Source organism: Bacillus sp. UNC437CL72CviS29 (assembly GCF_000482345.1).
Lineage (GTDB): Bacteria > Bacillota > Bacilli > Bacillales > Bacillaceae_G > Bacillus_A > Bacillus_A arachidis.
The window spans coordinates 38,247-52,719 of record NZ_AXVB01000006.1 but is presented as its reverse complement, the minus strand read 5'-3'; the positions used below and the strand labels follow the sequence as shown (position 1 = coordinate 52,719).

The 14,473-nt window shown below is 35.7% G+C and carries 18 protein-coding genes and 1 other RNA gene; 16 read left to right on the top strand and 3 right to left on the bottom strand.

The features are described from left to right. Positions 1-186: 186 nt before the first annotated feature. From M014_RS28055 to M014_RS0107525, 6 genes are all read left to right on the top strand, one after another. Entirely contained in the window at positions 187-357 is a 171-nt protein-coding gene (locus tag M014_RS28055; RefSeq protein ID WP_000412180.1) for a YpmA family protein, read from the top strand. A gap of 7 nt (positions 358-364) precedes the next feature. Beyond that, positions 365-841 carry a cell wall elongation regulator TseB-like domain-containing protein gene (locus M014_RS0107545; RefSeq protein ID WP_026591171.1) on the top strand — a complete coding sequence of 159 codons (477 nt, stop codon included), beginning with the start codon at positions 365-367 and terminating at the stop codon, positions 839-841. A gap of 18 nt (positions 842-859) precedes the next feature. Beyond that, positions 860-2,047, top strand: a complete 1,188-nt coding sequence (gene aspB, locus M014_RS0107540; protein WP_026591170.1) for an aspartate transaminase AspB — start codon at positions 860-862, stop codon at positions 2,045-2,047. A gap of 149 nt (positions 2,048-2,196) precedes the next feature. After that, complete coding sequence (gene dnaD / locus M014_RS0107535) at positions 2,197-2,904, top strand: DNA replication protein DnaD (RefSeq protein WP_026591169.1); 708 nt, start codon at positions 2,197-2,199, stop codon at positions 2,902-2,904. 15 nt (positions 2,905-2,919) lie between these two features. Further along, on the top strand, positions 2,920-3,567 hold the full coding sequence (nth, locus tag M014_RS0107530) for an endonuclease III (protein ID WP_026591168.1): 648 nt from the start codon (positions 2,920-2,922) through the stop codon (positions 3,565-3,567). Between the two features lie 4 nt (positions 3,568-3,571). Next, positions 3,572-4,090 carry a YpoC family protein gene (locus M014_RS0107525; RefSeq protein ID WP_026591167.1) on the top strand — a complete coding sequence of 173 codons (519 nt, stop codon included), beginning with the start codon at positions 3,572-3,574 and terminating at the stop codon, positions 4,088-4,090. A gap of 23 nt (positions 4,091-4,113) precedes the next feature. Here the strand turns inward: M014_RS0107525 and M014_RS0107520 are convergent, their stop codons facing one another. Both M014_RS0107520 and recU read right to left on the bottom strand, forming a co-directional pair. Further along, positions 4,114-6,756 carry a PBP1A family penicillin-binding protein gene (locus M014_RS0107520; RefSeq protein ID WP_026591166.1) on the bottom strand — a complete coding sequence of 881 codons (2,643 nt, stop codon included), beginning with the start codon at positions 6,754-6,756 and terminating at the stop codon, positions 4,114-4,116. Positions 6,757-6,821: 65 nt separating this feature from the next. Then, positions 6,822-7,424, bottom strand: coding sequence for a Holliday junction resolvase RecU (recU, locus tag M014_RS0107515; RefSeq protein ID WP_026591165.1), 603 nt, complete (start codon positions 7,422-7,424; stop codon positions 6,822-6,824). A gap of 103 nt (positions 7,425-7,527) precedes the next feature. Here recU and M014_RS0107510 point away from each other — a divergent pair, with 103 nt between their 5' ends. From M014_RS0107510 to M014_RS0107495, 3 genes are all read left to right on the top strand, one after another. After that, positions 7,528-8,553, top strand: coding sequence for a DUF2515 domain-containing protein (locus M014_RS0107510; RefSeq protein ID WP_026591164.1), 1,026 nt, complete (start codon positions 7,528-7,530; stop codon positions 8,551-8,553). A gap of 536 nt (positions 8,554-9,089) precedes the next feature. Beyond that, positions 9,090-9,332: a hypothetical protein gene (locus M014_RS0107500; protein ID WP_026591163.1), complete on the top strand. Its 243-nt coding sequence runs from the start codon at positions 9,090-9,092 to the stop codon at positions 9,330-9,332. 15 nt (positions 9,333-9,347) lie between these two features. Further along, on the top strand, positions 9,348-9,692 hold the full coding sequence (locus tag M014_RS0107495) for a YppE family protein (RefSeq protein ID WP_026591162.1): 345 nt from the start codon (positions 9,348-9,350) through the stop codon (positions 9,690-9,692). 23 nt (positions 9,693-9,715) lie between these two features. Here M014_RS0107495 and M014_RS0107490 read toward each other — a convergent pair whose 3' ends face one another. Next, positions 9,716-9,907 (bottom strand): YppF family protein, encoded by a 192-nt coding sequence (locus tag M014_RS0107490; protein ID WP_026591161.1) that lies wholly within the window; start codon positions 9,905-9,907, stop codon positions 9,716-9,718. Between the two features lie 176 nt (positions 9,908-10,083). On the opposite strand from M014_RS0107490, the gene M014_RS0107485 reads away from it, so the two are divergent. The 7 genes from M014_RS0107485 to M014_RS0107460 all read left to right on the top strand — a co-directional run bounded on the left by M014_RS0107485 (position 10,084) and on the right by M014_RS0107460 (position 14,428). Beyond that, on the top strand, positions 10,084-10,731 hold the full coding sequence (locus M014_RS0107485; protein ID WP_026591160.1) for a YppG family protein: 648 nt from the start codon (positions 10,084-10,086) through the stop codon (positions 10,729-10,731). 149 nt (positions 10,732-10,880) lie between these two features. Beyond that, entirely contained in the window at positions 10,881-11,345 is a 465-nt protein-coding gene (locus M014_RS0107480) for a CotD family spore coat protein (RefSeq protein WP_026591159.1), read from the top strand. 53 nt (positions 11,346-11,398) lie between these two features. Beyond that, positions 11,399-11,953 (top strand): DUF1273 domain-containing protein, encoded by a 555-nt coding sequence (locus tag M014_RS0107475; protein ID WP_026591158.1) that lies wholly within the window; start codon positions 11,399-11,401, stop codon positions 11,951-11,953. A gap of 97 nt (positions 11,954-12,050) precedes the next feature. Beyond that, entirely contained in the window at positions 12,051-12,386 is a 336-nt protein-coding gene (gene gpsB, locus M014_RS0107470) for a cell division regulator GpsB (RefSeq protein WP_026591157.1), read from the top strand. Between the two features lie 87 nt (positions 12,387-12,473). Next, positions 12,474-12,864, top strand: an RNA gene (gene rnpB / locus M014_RS28050) — RNase P RNA component class B. 176 nt (positions 12,865-13,040) lie between these two features. Further along, positions 13,041-14,180: a THUMP domain-containing class I SAM-dependent RNA methyltransferase gene (locus tag M014_RS0107465; RefSeq protein WP_026591156.1), complete on the top strand. Its 1,140-nt coding sequence runs from the start codon at positions 13,041-13,043 to the stop codon at positions 14,178-14,180. 62 nt (positions 14,181-14,242) lie between these two features. Beyond that, positions 14,243-14,428, top strand: a complete 186-nt coding sequence (locus tag M014_RS0107460) for a DUF3921 family protein (protein WP_026591155.1) — start codon at positions 14,243-14,245, stop codon at positions 14,426-14,428. Positions 14,429-14,473: the final 45 nt, after the last annotated feature.

Sequence of the window (14,473 nt, the reverse complement as noted above, 5' to 3'; positions counted from 1 at the left end):
GGAAATTTATTTTTTCTTACTTCTTGTATACAAATGTTTCGGTTTTCAATTTGAAACCTTTTTTTGCTGAACATGTCCTGCTATAATAGATGGGTGATGAAGCAGGGGTTGTAAAGAATGTACTCTTATTGTAACCGCATTGCGTTCTTCTATAATTAGAAATTTTTGTGTAACGGAGGAGTTTTCATGGAAAAGAAAATCGAAGTGCTATCAACGACGCGTATTAAATATTCGTCTGACTTATATAAAATCGTTGATAGTTTAAATCGCACTTTAAAAGAGCAAGACCTCATGTTCGGATTGGCATTAGACGAAAACGAAAAAGAAACAGCAGTATTTACGATATACAGAACGTAGTGATACAATGAAAAAGTGGATCTTTGCCATCATTATCGTTATCGTTGCCGTTGTGCTATATGGGGTGCATGTTTATAATGCGACAATGGAAAAGAAAATTCCGAAAGAGTCAAAAGTCGTAGAGATTGCGAAAGAAAAAGGAAAACTTTCAGAGGTAAAAACCGTTGACTATTATAATGGAAAATCTTCATATACAGTCGTACAAGGTTTAAATGAAAAAAGAGAACAAACTATCGTTTGGGTACCTGAGAAAGAAGGAAATGTTCTAGTACGAAAAAAGAACGAAGGCATTTCTGAAAAGAAAGCTTTACAGATTGTGGCTAGTGACCGTAATCCAAAAGAATTTGTAAAGGCAAAATTAGGTGCTGAAAACGATGTTCCGTTGTGGGAAATTACATATATTGATCAAGAAGGTCGTTATACGTATTATTATCTAGAATTTCAAGATGGGAAATATGCTGGATATTACAGCATTGAAAAATAGATGCAGGGGGAACCACAAATGAAATTAGCAAAGCGAGTAGCTGCCTTAACACCGTCTTCAACTTTAGAAATTACAGCAAAGGCACAAGCATTAAAAGCCGAGGGGCATGATGTAATAGGATTAGGTGCAGGGGAACCTGACTTTAATACACCAGAACATATTATGAATGCCGCACATCAAGCAATGCTAGAAGGACATACAAAATATACACCAACTGGTGGATTAGCTACATTAAAACAAGAAATTGCGAAGAAATTTAGTCGTGATCAAGGATTATCCTATGATCCTACTGAGATTATCGTATGTAATGGAGCAAAACATGCACTTTATACGTTGTTTCAAGTGTTACTTGATGAAGAAGACGAAGTTATCATTCCGACTCCTTATTGGGTAAGTTATCCAGAACAAGTAAAGCTTGCTGGTGGTAAACCGGTTTATGTAGAAGGCTTAGAAGACAATCAGTATAAAATTACGCCAGAGCAGCTGCGCGGGGCAATTACAGAGAAAACGAAAGCTGTTATTATTAATTCGCCGAGCAATCCAACAGGGATGATTTACAGTAAGGAAGAATTACAGCAGCTTGGAGAAGTATGTTTAGAACACGATATCTTAATCGTTTCTGATGAGATTTATGAGAAATTGGTTTATGGTGGAATCGAGTATACATCTATTGCTCAGCTTTCTAATGCATTAAAGGAACAAACACTTATTATTAATGGTGTATCAAAATCGCACTCTATGACAGGATGGCGCATTGGCTATGCAGCAGGAAATAAGCAGCTTATTAAAGCGATGACAAACTTAGCAAGTCATAGTACGTCAAACCCTACTTCAATTGCTCAATACGGTGCAATTGCTGCGTATGCTGGATCGCAAGAGCCTGTAGAGATGATGCGTCAAGCATTCGAAGAACGATTAAACATTATTTATGATAAATTAATTCAAATTCCTGGTTTCACTTGTATTAAACCACAAGGTGCATTCTATTTATTCCCGAACGTAAAAGAAGCTGTAGCGCTAGCTGGATATGAAACAGTTGATGAATGGGCAAAAGCGTTATTAGAAGAAGAGAAAGTCGCTCTTGTTCCAGGAACAGGATTTGGCGCACCAAACAATGTTCGTTTATCCTATGCAACATCTCTTGAACAATTAGAGAAAGCGTTAGAGCGAATTAATACGTTTATGAGAAGTAAAGTACAGGCTTAAAAAGTTACTTATGTTCATTTTTATCACATAAGTAACTCTGAGCAAATGAAAATGACCTCCCTATCTATTCTATAGGGAGGTTTTTTGACGAATTGTGGTAAAAGGAAATCATAACAGGTGTGTTATACTAGAAAGCGAGGTGTATGGTTATGAAGAAAAAAATGATGTTACAATGGTTTGAACAAGGCAGCATCGCAATTCCGAAATTACTTATGATGCATTATAGAAAATTAGGTTTAAATGAGATGGAATTTATGGTTGTACTCCATGTCCATACCTTTTTAGAGTCGGGGAATTCTTTTCCAACCCCTTCAGAGATTGCAGAACGAATGACAATAACAGAAATGAAATGTATGGAGATCATTCAAGCATTAATTCAAAAAGGTTTTTTAGCCTTAGAAGGTAGTCAAAAATCTGAAGCGATGATGTGCGAAAGTTATTCCTTACAACCGCTTTGGGAAAAGATCTTGCATTTTTTAATGAACGAGACAATAGAAGAAGAAAAAGAAGAACAAAAGCAGCTCCAAGTAAATTTATATACAATTTTTGAACGTGAATTTGGTAGACCGTTATCGCCTTTTGAATGTGAAACATTAGCGATGTGGCAAGATCAGGATCAACATCATCCGAATTTAATTCAAGCAGCCCTTCGAGAATCTGTAATGAGTGGAAAACTTAATTTTCGATATATTGATCGCATTCTCTTTGAGTGGAAAAAGAACGGAATTAAGACGGTTGATCAAGCGCAAGATCAAGGGCGAAAATTTAGAGCGAATCAACAACGATCGCAGCAAGTAACGAAACAAGAGACGAAATATACAGGGAAAGTTCCCTTTTATAATTGGTTGGAGCAGTGATATAGGAGGAAAGGTATGTTAAACAAGACACAAATTCGTTACTGTTTAGATACAATGGCAGAAATGTATCCAGAAGCACACTGTGAATTAAATCATGACAATCCATTTGAACTTGTAATTGCGGTTGCATTATCTGCACAATGTACAGATGTCCTTGTAAATAAAGTAACGAAAAGCTTATTTCAAAAATATAAGACACCCCAAGATTATCTAAATGTATCTTTAGAAGAATTACAACAGGATATTCGTTCGATCGGATTGTATCGGAACAAAGCGAAAAATATTCAAAAGTTATGCCGAATGTTGCTTGAAGACTATAATGGAGAGGTACCACAAGATCGTGATGAACTAACAAAACTACCAGGAGTTGGTAGAAAAACTGCAAATGTAGTTGTTTCTGTAGCATTTGATATCCCAGCTATCGCTGTTGATACACATGTGGAACGGGTAAGTAAACGCTTGGCTATTTGCCGTTGGAAAGATTCAGTGCTAGAGGTAGAGAAAACGTTAATGAAGAAAGTTCCAATGGAAGAGTGGGGAGTTACGCATCACCGCATGATTTTCTTTGGACGTTATCATTGCAAAGCACAGCGACCGCAATGCGAAGTATGTCCGCTACTAGAAGTGTGCCGTGAAGGTAAGAAGCGAACGAAAGGAAAATAAAAAGATGGAACAAGTCGTACAAATACCGGATGAATTTCGATGCACTCCTTTTTTTGAAGGGAATATAGACAAGATTGTATATTGTTCAGAGCAAACTTTTGAAGAACTGTTACAAAGTACTTATTTTTTATTTGATATTGAAAAACAATACGAGCCATGGAATGGAATTGATAAGAGTATCCCAATTGTATTAGATGTATGGAAAAGTAAGCAAGGGGATATAGCTAGATTGTTTCGAAATAGAAAGCGAAAAGAAGCGAGAGATCCCATGATTCAATTTATCGCTCATGTATTATCAGTTTTATACTGGTTAAATGGAAAACGCGTACCAGGGCTGAAAGATATGTGTAGAGAAATTGAAGAGCTAAATATAAAACCTGTTAATTTTATGGAACGATATTTATATATGATAGAGCAACCAAATCATTATCATTCATATATTCAATTAACGCAGCTGTATCTAGAAATAGAAAAACTATATGCGAAAAAAATTATAATAAAAAAGAAGTCACCGTCTCAATAGAGAAAGGTGACTTCTTTTTTATATTATGGTGCTGGATTAACATTTTCTGCTGGAGGAACATCTCCACCACCTGTTGGTTGATCTGGTTTTGGCTTGTTGGCTTCCTCTTCAGCCTTTTTCTTAGCTTCTTCTTCAGCTTTTCTTCTAGCTTCTTCTTCAGCTTTTTTCTTAGCTTCGTCCTCAGCCTTTTTCTTCAGCTCGTCTTCAGCTTTTTTCTTAGCTTCATCCTCAGCTTTTTTATTGACTTCTTCTAATTTTTTCTGCTCATCTTGCTTTTTCTTAGCTTCATCCTCAGCCTTTTTCTTCAGCTCGTCTTCAGCTTTTTTCTTAGCTTCGTCCTCAGTTTTCTTCTTAGCATCTTCACTCTCGCCAGGAACAGTAAAGGATACACCAGCCGCATTGCTTGTGCCTGTTCCTTTTTTCGCTACTACTGAGAAGCTGTAAGTTACACCTGGTTTCACTCCGCTAAGTGAAGCTTTTGTGCCGCTTACGGAGAGACCGCCACTAGAACCATCAGTCGCTTTATAGCTTGCGGAGTATGATTCAGCATCTGAAGGACCAGACCAGCTTAGTGAAATCGTATTAGATGCTGCGTCATAAGATGGCGTTACACCAGTCGGTGGATCTACTTTGATCTGCTTAACAGCATCCTTTTTCGCACCTTTCACATAGAGTTCGTCATTTAAACGTTCTACAGAAGAAGGTTGCTCAAAACGAGATGTATCTGTTGCGAACTTACTCATCATTTCTTTGAAAATTTGTTGGGCTATTCGGACCGAAGGTGATTTATCTGGAATATAGTTTTCTTCAGAATCTCTTTCATACCCTGTCCATACCGACATCGTGTATTGCGGTGAATAACCTGCAAACCAACTATCTCTGTTAGCACTTTCTGGAATATTATATTTTTTTAATGTATCTGGATCAAAGTTTTGTGTTCCTGTTTTACCAGCAACATCAATTCCTGATACATAAGCTGTTGGACCTGTACCACCAGAACCTGGTTTTACAACATCACGAAGAACATCCGTAATCATAAATGCTGTGTAGTCTTTCATTACTCGTTCTTCTTTTGGTTTAAAGCTTTTCTCTTTTCCATCAGGAAAGACAACTTTTGTTACGAAATGTGGCTTGTTATAATTTCCTTCGTTACCATAGGCAGCATATGCACCAGCTACTTGTAATGGAGAAGCGGTGTTACTACCAATTGCTGTTGATTCGTATACTGTGTTGTCCTTGAAAGTCATTCCAAGTCCTTCAGCAAATGCTTTTGATTTGTCTAATCCAACTGCTTGTGCTGTTTTTAAAGCAGGGATGTTTAATGATTTTTTCAATGCTTCACGTAACGATACGTCACCTTTATAGCTGTTTGTAGCATTTCGGATTTTTTTACCGTTAGAATACGTATATTCTGAGTCATTTAATTGATGGTATGTAGACCATTGCATATATTCAATAGCAGGACCGTAGTCAAAGATTGGCTTCATAGTTGAACCTACTTGGCGCTGCATATCAACGGCCATATTATGTCCTTTAAATGCTGCTTTATTTTCTTTACGGCCAGCACCAATTGCACGAACTTCACCATTTTTTGTATCCATAAATACGAAAGCACCTTGGAAACGATCATTTGGATAGTTAATAATATCTCCATCTAGTAATTGGTCAGCGTATTCTTGTGCTTTTGTATCAATTGTTGTATAGATCTGTAATCCGTCAGATCCAATATTTACATCGGGCATTTCTTTTTCGATTTCTTTTACAGCCGCGTCGATAAATGCTTGATAAGGCATTTCGGTTACTTCTTTAGATGGAAGAAGCCCTTCTGTTACTGGGATTTTTATCGCTTCATCCATTTCTTGTTTTGAAATAAAGCCATGTCGATTCATTAATGATAAGACTGTATTACGACGTTTTGTTGCTCGATCGATATTTTCTTTTTTTGTTGGATCATACATATTAGGACCTTGTGGTAATCCAGCAAGCATCGCAGCTTCATGTAATTTTAGATCCTTTAACTCTTTCCCGTAATAATTTTGTGCTGCCGTTGCAACACCATAAGAGCGATTGCCAAGGTTGATTTTGTTTAAATACATTTCTAAAATTTCATGTTTGGAATATTGTTGCTCTAATTTATAAGCTAGATACCATTCCTGTACTTTACGTTTTGATGTTTTTTCCATCGTTAGAAAATAGTTTTTAATTACTTGTTGGGTAATTGTACTACCACCTTGAGAACCAAAACCACCTGTGACATTTTCAAGAATTGCTTTTCCTGTACGTTTAAAGTCGATTCCATTATGTTGATAGAAGCGAGCATCTTCTGTCGCTAGGAATGCACTTTCTACTACTTTCGGAACTTGATCGTAAGTAATATTCGTTCGTTTTTCGGCACCATATTCATAAATGAAGTTCTTGTCTTTATCATAAAATTTAGTTGATAGTGGGTTGACAAGTTTAGCTTTATCTAGCTTTGGAGCATCCTTTACCATTATAAAAAAGGCGGAAACTCCAGCTATAAGACCAACAATGCCAAGAAGTAGGCAGCCAATTAAAAATTTCTTGAAAAAGGAACCTTTCTTCTTTGGTTTCTCCGTTTTGTTTGTTTCTTGTTTTTGATGTTGTGCATGTTTTCGTTCTGTACGAGAACGATAATTCTCTGACATTATACTTTCTCCTACCTTTCATTTTCTCCCCAAAAGTCGAAAAAAGAGCCTTATTGTTGACTCTATCACGAAAAATAAACCATGTCTAGTACACGAATATAATCAATTCGAGGATGATAACCGCATGATAACAAGTATCCGTGTTCTTCGATTTCTTGTTTCTTAATCGATTTACGTCCACCAGCATCTTGGCGATTCCAAAATGAAATGACATGTTTTGCATCTAGTAAATAAAATTCATCATAAAGTGTAAATTTAATAATAACAAATGCAATTCCGTTATGAGCCATTACTTGTTCCATATGCTTAATTTGATGAAGATGAAAATTTTGCAGCGGGAAACTTGTTTTATTTTTTGTCTCTTTTGCTTCGAAGTCGATATATTTTCCTCTATATACACCATTGTAGTCTGTTGTAGAAGGCTGTTTAAAATAAGCTTCTTTCACAACTGCAGCACTTCGAGCGGGATAATCCACTTTTACAATTTGAAGAGGGGTGGGTTTTTTATGTATACAGGCAATATTATGAGTTAAATAATATTGATTTGTTTCATTTAATTCCTCTTCAAGAGACATACCTCTATTGCTATAAGTATGCTTTTTAAATTGTGTTTTTTGAGGTTGCAATGCTTGATTATACCTTTTTCCGTTTGGATAACGAATGGTCATAGTTTGTCCACTCCAACTTACATAGAATCACTTACAAAGGTGATTATATCAAAAAAAACAAAAAAGATGCGATTTTTTTCAAGAGAGATGTGGTGATTCATATATGCTCATGCAGAATGAGTATGAGAAAATAAATAGAGAGCGTAGTGGAATAGCTTGTTCAATGGAAGAGAAGTACTTAATAACGCATATTAAACAGCAGACAGCTCTAGCGAATATTGATAATATTTCACGTACACATACTTATCAAGAATATTATTTAAGAAATAAAGAAATCCGGTGGTCATTTTTGGCGAGTATGGTTTCGAGAAACGCTGGGTGGAATATAACAGATCTAGGGGGGGAATACTATGCGAATGTTTTATCTGAAAGAATGAGAAAGCAATTGTTCCTTACTTATGAAAGTGCAAATTGGCTTATTTTTTCAGATGCATACCCACAATTGTTGTTATATGAGTATAGTAAAAAAATGAATAGATCACTTTTTCATTTATCACAGTTTTTTAATGTATCCATTTTTATGGAGAAGGAATGGAAAGATTTTTGGAATAAAAGAGATTGCATACGTCTTATTACAGCACTTGTTATTAATGAACAAAATAAGATTCAAAAACCGATTATTGAACACCCATATTTTCAAAAATACGTATTTCAAACTTTACTGTTTAAATTTCAAGAGCTCTTTCATTTCAATGCTGTAATTTTTCCGACAACAAAAGGAAAGCTATATGGTTTTTCGGTTTATCAATTTGAAGAATTACAAAAACGGATAGAATTGGGAAAAAAATTGGCGTGGTTATTATTTCACCCTAAATATGAAGTGTTATTTTATGATTTTTCTTTGCGAACATTTCCTACAGGATCGAGAGTGGATTACGAGCAGTATTTTACAAATCCAAAAGAAAAAGATACACCCCGGTTAAGAGATGCTTTTCCAGTTGTTCTGCATCAAAATAGCTTAGAGAAAGATTGGTTTCATACAAAAATGAATATTGAGCCATTATTTTTGTTCCAGGAACCGAAAGAAGAAATAGATATTACAGAATGGTTTCTACAAAAACAACATCAAATACATATTTTTTCTGCCTTGAATAGCTTTTTTAAAAGGAATAATGACTTCATGATATAATAGGAAAAGTCCCACTCTCTTATAGGGAGGTGGGACTACTTGATTACATAAATGAATCGACATTTTTTATACAAAGGTACGAAAAATTAAAGAAGCTAGGTGAAAGGAGAAGTCACACCATTTAAATTTCACTTTATCCCGCTATTCATGGGCATTCATACTCCCGCCTTAAAATTTAGCGCAAAGGAGCTAGATGGAAGATAAGTTGCCCGTGAAGATAAGAGCTACTAACCAATAGGGAATGAATCCCTCAAATTGATTATTGTTTCGCTTTATGTAGCAGGAAAGTTCGGGCCATCTAGCTTCGGATTTCCAGTTTCAGGTTTATTTTGTTGTTTGTTTTGTTTTTTCTTCTTCTCATTTTTATTTTTAACCATTGTAAACACCTCCCTTTTGTATTGTTACCATTTCTATAAAACCCATACAAACCGATTTCTTTGCCGAATATCAACTAGTTTTGTCAGTCGTGCAGGAGTGATAAGGGAATCGTCGAAATAACAGGACAAAGGAAAAGCAAAGAAGGAGGCGTTTTATAAATGGCGATGGTTCAGAAGGAAAATGTAATGAAAAAAATGGATCAAATGTTAAGTGCTCTTGATTTGCTGGAAATGAATGTCTCAATTAGAGTTAATCATTCTTTAAAAGATAAACGTGAAGATATATGTAATAGAGGAGAAGTAACAGAGATGCACATTCAACATATGGAGGATAAATTATTACATCACGAAGAAAAAGGGAGTTGGCTCCAAACGTTTCAAAATGTCATAGTAAGCGCATAAGAGGGTGGAAATAAATTGGATTATGAAACATTAATGCAGTCTTCAATGAAATTAATACAGTACAATGATGAAACAATTATAAAAAAAAGAGCAGAAAAAGAGTTTGATTTTTATCAGGATATGAAGCCTTTTGTGGATATGGTTGATCGGGAGTTAGAAGTGTGGAAAGAATTAGCTTATCAATGGATAAAACATGAAAAGCCTAAGTATATACATGTGCAACAAATTGATCAAGTATATGAGAATTTACAAAATAATGCACTGCAATGTTTTGTAAATAAGGGAAAAGGTAAGCGATTTTATGAAACACATCAGGCGATTTTATATACATTGCAAAATATAGTAGAACAATGTAAATGACAAGAGGGGAAACCCTCTTGTTTTTATGATTCTACAGTTGTATGTGTGGGTTTCGCCCCATTTATTTCTAATTCACGTATTAATACTCGATATTCTGAGATGCAGATTTTTCCTTCTAAGTAGTGATGTCTAGCAAAATCAAGCAACTCATTCATATCCTCTGTAGCGTACCCCTTTTTTTGAGTGAAAGCCTGTTTTAAATCCCCTAATTTCATGTTGATTCCTCCCCTATGAGAATCTTCCTCGCTATTATCGTAACATGAAAAGGCTTACTTTCTTATTTTTTTAAAAATTTAAACTTCCGACAAAAACAGACATTTATCAGGTTACACATTTTATTTTATAGGTACATATTCTATAGGTAGAAACTTAGTTAGAGGAGGGAGAATACATGTTTCAACAACCAAATGCATATACGCAGCAACATGCATATACGCAGCAAAATGTATATACACACCCCAATGCTTATCAATATAATGAGGATACATATTTACGTTATAATATGTATCCATTCGCTCCTAATTACGGAAATCAAATGAATTATTATCAGCCATTTGAAGTATCTTTTATGAATCAGCAACCACAGTCTTATACGAATCAACAATCTGATGTACCACAGCAACCACAGTCTTATACGAATCAACAATTTGATGTACCGCAGCAACAACAGCCATATACGAATCAACAATTTGATGTACCGCAGCAACAACAGCCATATACGAATCAACAATCTTATGTACCACAGCAACCACAGCCATATACAAATCAACAATTTTATGTACCACAGCAACCCCAATCCTTTATGAATCAACCATCAATGTTTTACCCGCCAAAACAGCCTTTTCAACCATATCCAACGATGAACAAACAAAAACAACAACAGCCAAGTCAATTTTCTAGTTTCGTATCTCAATTTAAGACCGCAGATGGTAACTATGATGTGAATAAAATGATGAATACAGCTGGTCAAATGATGAATGCAATGAATCAGGTCACTGGGATTGTAAAACAAGTTGGAGGCTTTTTTGCTAAAGGGTGATAGTTGTGTGTCCAAGTTATCGTATGTAAACAGCTGTCATATAGACAAATTTCCATTAAATAAATGGGTATATATAACAAGCGGCTTTTATCTCTTTCTCATATTGTAAAGTGTAGTCAGATTTTTTATGAGAGAGGAGAGAAAAAACTATGTATCATTGTCATCCTTGTTTTGGAGGGCATAAACCTGTAGGACCTATTGGACCTGTAGGACCTGTTTGCACAACACCTCCTGTCATTCATCCAACAAAACAATGTGTAACGAACACTTTTTCCACAACAGTAGTACCACATATTCACCCAACTCATACAACACATGTTCATCATCAACAAGTTAAAAATCAACATTTCTTCCCGCAAACATTTTCAAATGTGAATGTTGTAGAACCTGTTGCTCCAGGATTCGGAGGAGGCTTTGGACCAGGATCACAAGTATCTCCATTTGGGCCAGGATCACAAGTATCTCCATTTGGGCCAGGATCACAAGTATCTCCATTTGGACCAGGACCACAAGTATCTCCATTTGGACCAGGACCAAATGTAGGGCCACAAGTATCTCCATTCGGACCAGGGCCAAATGTAGGACCAAATGTAGGTGGAATGTTTAAAAAGTAAATGTTATGTTAGAACTAGCAAAATGCTAGTTCTTTTTTTATTGGAGTGTTGACATGAAAGTTGTTGCGGTGACAGGATATAAACCATTTGAACTTGGGATATTTAAGGATGATCATCCAGGTGTTATTTGTATAAAAAAAGCATTGCATCGTAAGTTACTTGCTTTTATAGAAGAGGGATTGGAGTGGGTTATTATTAGTGGGCAGTTAGGAGTAGAGTTATGGACAGCTGAAGTTGTCTTTGACTTGCAGCTAGAATATCCTGATTTAAAGCTTGCTGTGTTTACTCCTTTTTTAGAACAAGAGGAAAATTGGAAAGAAGGAAACCGAGAACTATACGAGTTTATTCTAGGACAAGCAGATCATGTGGATAGCATTACGAAAAGAAAATATGAAAGCCCAGAACAGTTTCGATTAAAAAATCAATTTTTTATTGAAAAAAGTGATGCCTTTTTAGCTGTGTATGACGAAGAAAAACCGGGAAGTCCTAAATACATCGTAGAAGTAGCAAAGAAAAGAGGAGAAATAGAAAATTATCACAGTTATTTCATTCTTTTTTCTGATTTACAAGATATAATAGAAGAGGAACAGTGGAATAATGCAGAGTAATATGTAATATAGCTCACGTATATTTGATTGACAAAAGACGTAGTTTCTGAAAAAATTTAGTTAATGAAAGTTTTGGTAAAAATTTGAGGTGAAGAAAATGATTTCGGATAAAATTAAATTAACAGCGAAAGATATTTTGGAAAAAGAATTTAAAACGGGTATGAGAGGTTATCAGCAAGAAGAAGTAGATAAGTTTCTTGATATGATTATTAAAGATTATGAAGCGTTTCATAAGGAACTTGAGCAATTACAACAACAAAACGTTCGTTTGAAACGTGAATTAGAAGAGCAGAAAGTAGCGGTAGCACAAGCACCGCAACAACCTGCTCCAACACCGGTAGCACAACCAGTATACAACAATACGAATACAGATATCTTAAAGCGTTTATCTAATCTGGAAAAAGCTGTATTTGGAAGTAAGTTATACGAGTAATCTAGGGATGGAAAAAGATTGAAGCATTTTACATATAAAAAAGCATTGCAAAATCTTTTTGTTTCCACTATACTAATGTTTGTCATAACGTTTGGGTAATCGCTGCAACGCCAACGTTGTAGAGGAAAGTCCATGCTCGCACGACCTGAGATGGTCGTAGTGTTCGTGCCTAGCCAATTCATAAGCTAGGGTATTCTGGCTGCAAGGCTGGATTAACGGCAGGGAAAAAACCTAAGTCCTTTTGGATATGGTTTGACTACCTTTAAAGTGCCACAGTGACGAAGTCCTTGAAGAAATGATAGGAGTGGAACGAGGTAAACCCCACGAGCGAGAAACCCAAATAATGGTAGGGGAATCTTTTCCAAGGAAATGAACGATGGAAAAGGACAGACTTGATAGTCTGTAGATAGATGATTGCCACCGGAGTACGAGGCGTGGGCCGTTTGCAGTACAAAGGAACAGAACATGGCTTACAGAACGTTATGAACCAATTATGGAATGACTCAGCTCTCCTTTGTAAGAGGAGGGCTTTTTATTTGTATGAAGTTATAACTAGTGAGTTAAAATGGTTAATAAGAACATACTTCGTAATATTTAATAATTAATAGAAAAAACTGTTAATTATTGTTGATTATACATAAGAGGTGAATGCAAATGGGAAAAGTTACTTTAATTGCAACAGCAGCAATGGGTATCGAAGCTTTAGTTGCACGAGAAGTTCGCGATCTTGGTTATGAGTGCCAAGTAGAAAACGGAAAAGTAACGTTTGAAGCGGATGCGAAAGCGATTTGTCGTACGAATTTATGGTTGCGTACTGCAGATCGTGTAAAAATTAAAGTTGGTGAGTTTAAGGCGACAACTTTTGATGAGTTGTTTGAAAAGACAAAAGCATTAAATTGGGGAGATTATATTCCTGAAAATGGTGAGTTTCCTGTTATCGGAAAATCAATAAAATCAACATTATTTAGTGTTCCAGATTGTCAACGTATAGTGAAAAAAGCTGTTGTTGAAAAATTAAAATCAACTTATAGACGTACAACTTGGTTTGAAGAAGATGGACCGTTATTCCGCATTGAGATTGCAATGCTAAAAGATATTGCAACATTGACAATTGATGCAAGTGGCGTTGGACTTCATAAGCGTGGATACCGTGTGGATCAAGGGGAAGCACCTTTGAAAGAAACACTAGCTGCATCTTTAATTAAACTGACAAATTGGAAACCAAATCGTCCGTTTGTCGATCCGTTTTGTGGTTCGGGAACAATTCCAATCGAAGCGGCACTAATTGGACAAAATATTGCTCCTGGTTTTAATCGTGAGTTTGCATCTGATGAATGGGGCTGGATTGGTAAGAAAAATTGGAAAGAAGCACGTCAAGAAGTAGAAGATTTAGCAAATTATGATCAGCCATTACAAATTATCGGATCAGATATTGATCATCGGATGATAAGAGTTGCGCAAGATAACGCGGATGAAGTTGGATTAGGTGATTTAATTTCCTTTAAACAAATGCAAGTAAAAGATTTCACGACAAAAGAGGAATATGGCTATGTTGTAACGAATCCTCCATACGGAGAACGTTTAAGTGAAAAAGCACTGGTTGAAAAATTATATAAAGAAATGGGAGAAGTATTCCGCCCGTTAGATACTTGGTCGCTGTATTTATTAACGAGCTATGAAGCATTTGAAAAATGTTATGGACAAGATGCATCGAAAAAGCGTAAGTTATTTAACGGCTTTATTCGTACAGATTATTACCAGTACTTTGGGAAACGCCCACCTCGTAATTCATAGTATAAAACCTCTTTTCTGCGCATATACTGGCTATTATGTAATGTGCAAAAGGAGGAATCATTATGGACGGGTTCCAATTGTCAATGATTCAAAAAGCGATTCATCGTACGTATGATGAACTCGGAAAAGAACTCGATTTTCAAGGTGCAGTAGCAGATGAAATGCAAAGAGCGCAGGAAGAATATTTATCTGCGTTATCACATGAAACATTAATTGATAAGCGTTATTTAAAGTCATTAATAGAGTGAAAAAAGTTTTCCTTTATATAAAGGAAAACTTTTTTCACGCATTTC

What these genes read in the sequence shown, in the direction of transcription:
- recU (WP_026591165.1), bottom strand. Translation starts at nt 7,424, where the DNA reads ATGACCATTCGTTATCCAAACGGAAAAAGGTATAATCAAGCATTGCAA.
- M014_RS0107480 (WP_026591159.1), top strand. Translation starts at nt 10,881, where the DNA reads ATGTATCATTGTCATCCTTGTTTTGGAGGGCATAAACCTGTAGGACCT.
- nth (WP_026591168.1), top strand. Translation starts at nt 2,920, where the DNA reads ATGTTAAACAAGACACAAATTCGTTACTGTTTAGATACAATGGCAGAA.
- M014_RS0107465 (WP_026591156.1), top strand. Translation starts at nt 13,041, where the DNA reads ATGGGAAAAGTTACTTTAATTGCAACAGCAGCAATGGGTATCGAAGCT.
- M014_RS0107475 (WP_026591158.1), top strand. Translation starts at nt 11,399, where the DNA reads ATGAAAGTTGTTGCGGTGACAGGATATAAACCATTTGAACTTGGGATA.
- gpsB (WP_026591157.1), top strand. Translation starts at nt 12,051, where the DNA reads ATGATTTCGGATAAAATTAAATTAACAGCGAAAGATATTTTGGAAAAA.
- M014_RS0107510 (WP_026591164.1), top strand. Translation starts at nt 7,528, where the DNA reads ATGCTCATGCAGAATGAGTATGAGAAAATAAATAGAGAGCGTAGTGGA.
- aspB (WP_026591170.1), top strand. Translation starts at nt 860, where the DNA reads ATGAAATTAGCAAAGCGAGTAGCTGCCTTAACACCGTCTTCAACTTTA.
- M014_RS0107545 (WP_026591171.1), top strand. Translation starts at nt 365, where the DNA reads ATGAAAAAGTGGATCTTTGCCATCATTATCGTTATCGTTGCCGTTGTG.
- dnaD (WP_026591169.1), top strand. Translation starts at nt 2,197, where the DNA reads ATGAAGAAAAAAATGATGTTACAATGGTTTGAACAAGGCAGCATCGCA.
- M014_RS28055 (WP_000412180.1), top strand. Translation starts at nt 187, where the DNA reads ATGGAAAAGAAAATCGAAGTGCTATCAACGACGCGTATTAAATATTCG.
- M014_RS0107490 (WP_026591161.1), bottom strand. Translation starts at nt 9,907, where the DNA reads ATGAAATTAGGGGATTTAAAACAGGCTTTCACTCAAAAAAAGGGGTAC.
- M014_RS0107525 (WP_026591167.1), top strand. Translation starts at nt 3,572, where the DNA reads ATGGAACAAGTCGTACAAATACCGGATGAATTTCGATGCACTCCTTTT.
- M014_RS0107460 (WP_026591155.1), top strand. Translation starts at nt 14,243, where the DNA reads ATGGACGGGTTCCAATTGTCAATGATTCAAAAAGCGATTCATCGTACG.
- M014_RS0107500 (WP_026591163.1), top strand. Translation starts at nt 9,090, where the DNA reads ATGGCGATGGTTCAGAAGGAAAATGTAATGAAAAAAATGGATCAAATG.
- M014_RS0107485 (WP_026591160.1), top strand. Translation starts at nt 10,084, where the DNA reads ATGTTTCAACAACCAAATGCATATACGCAGCAACATGCATATACGCAG.
- M014_RS0107520 (WP_026591166.1), bottom strand. Translation starts at nt 6,756, where the DNA reads ATGTCAGAGAATTATCGTTCTCGTACAGAACGAAAACATGCACAACAT.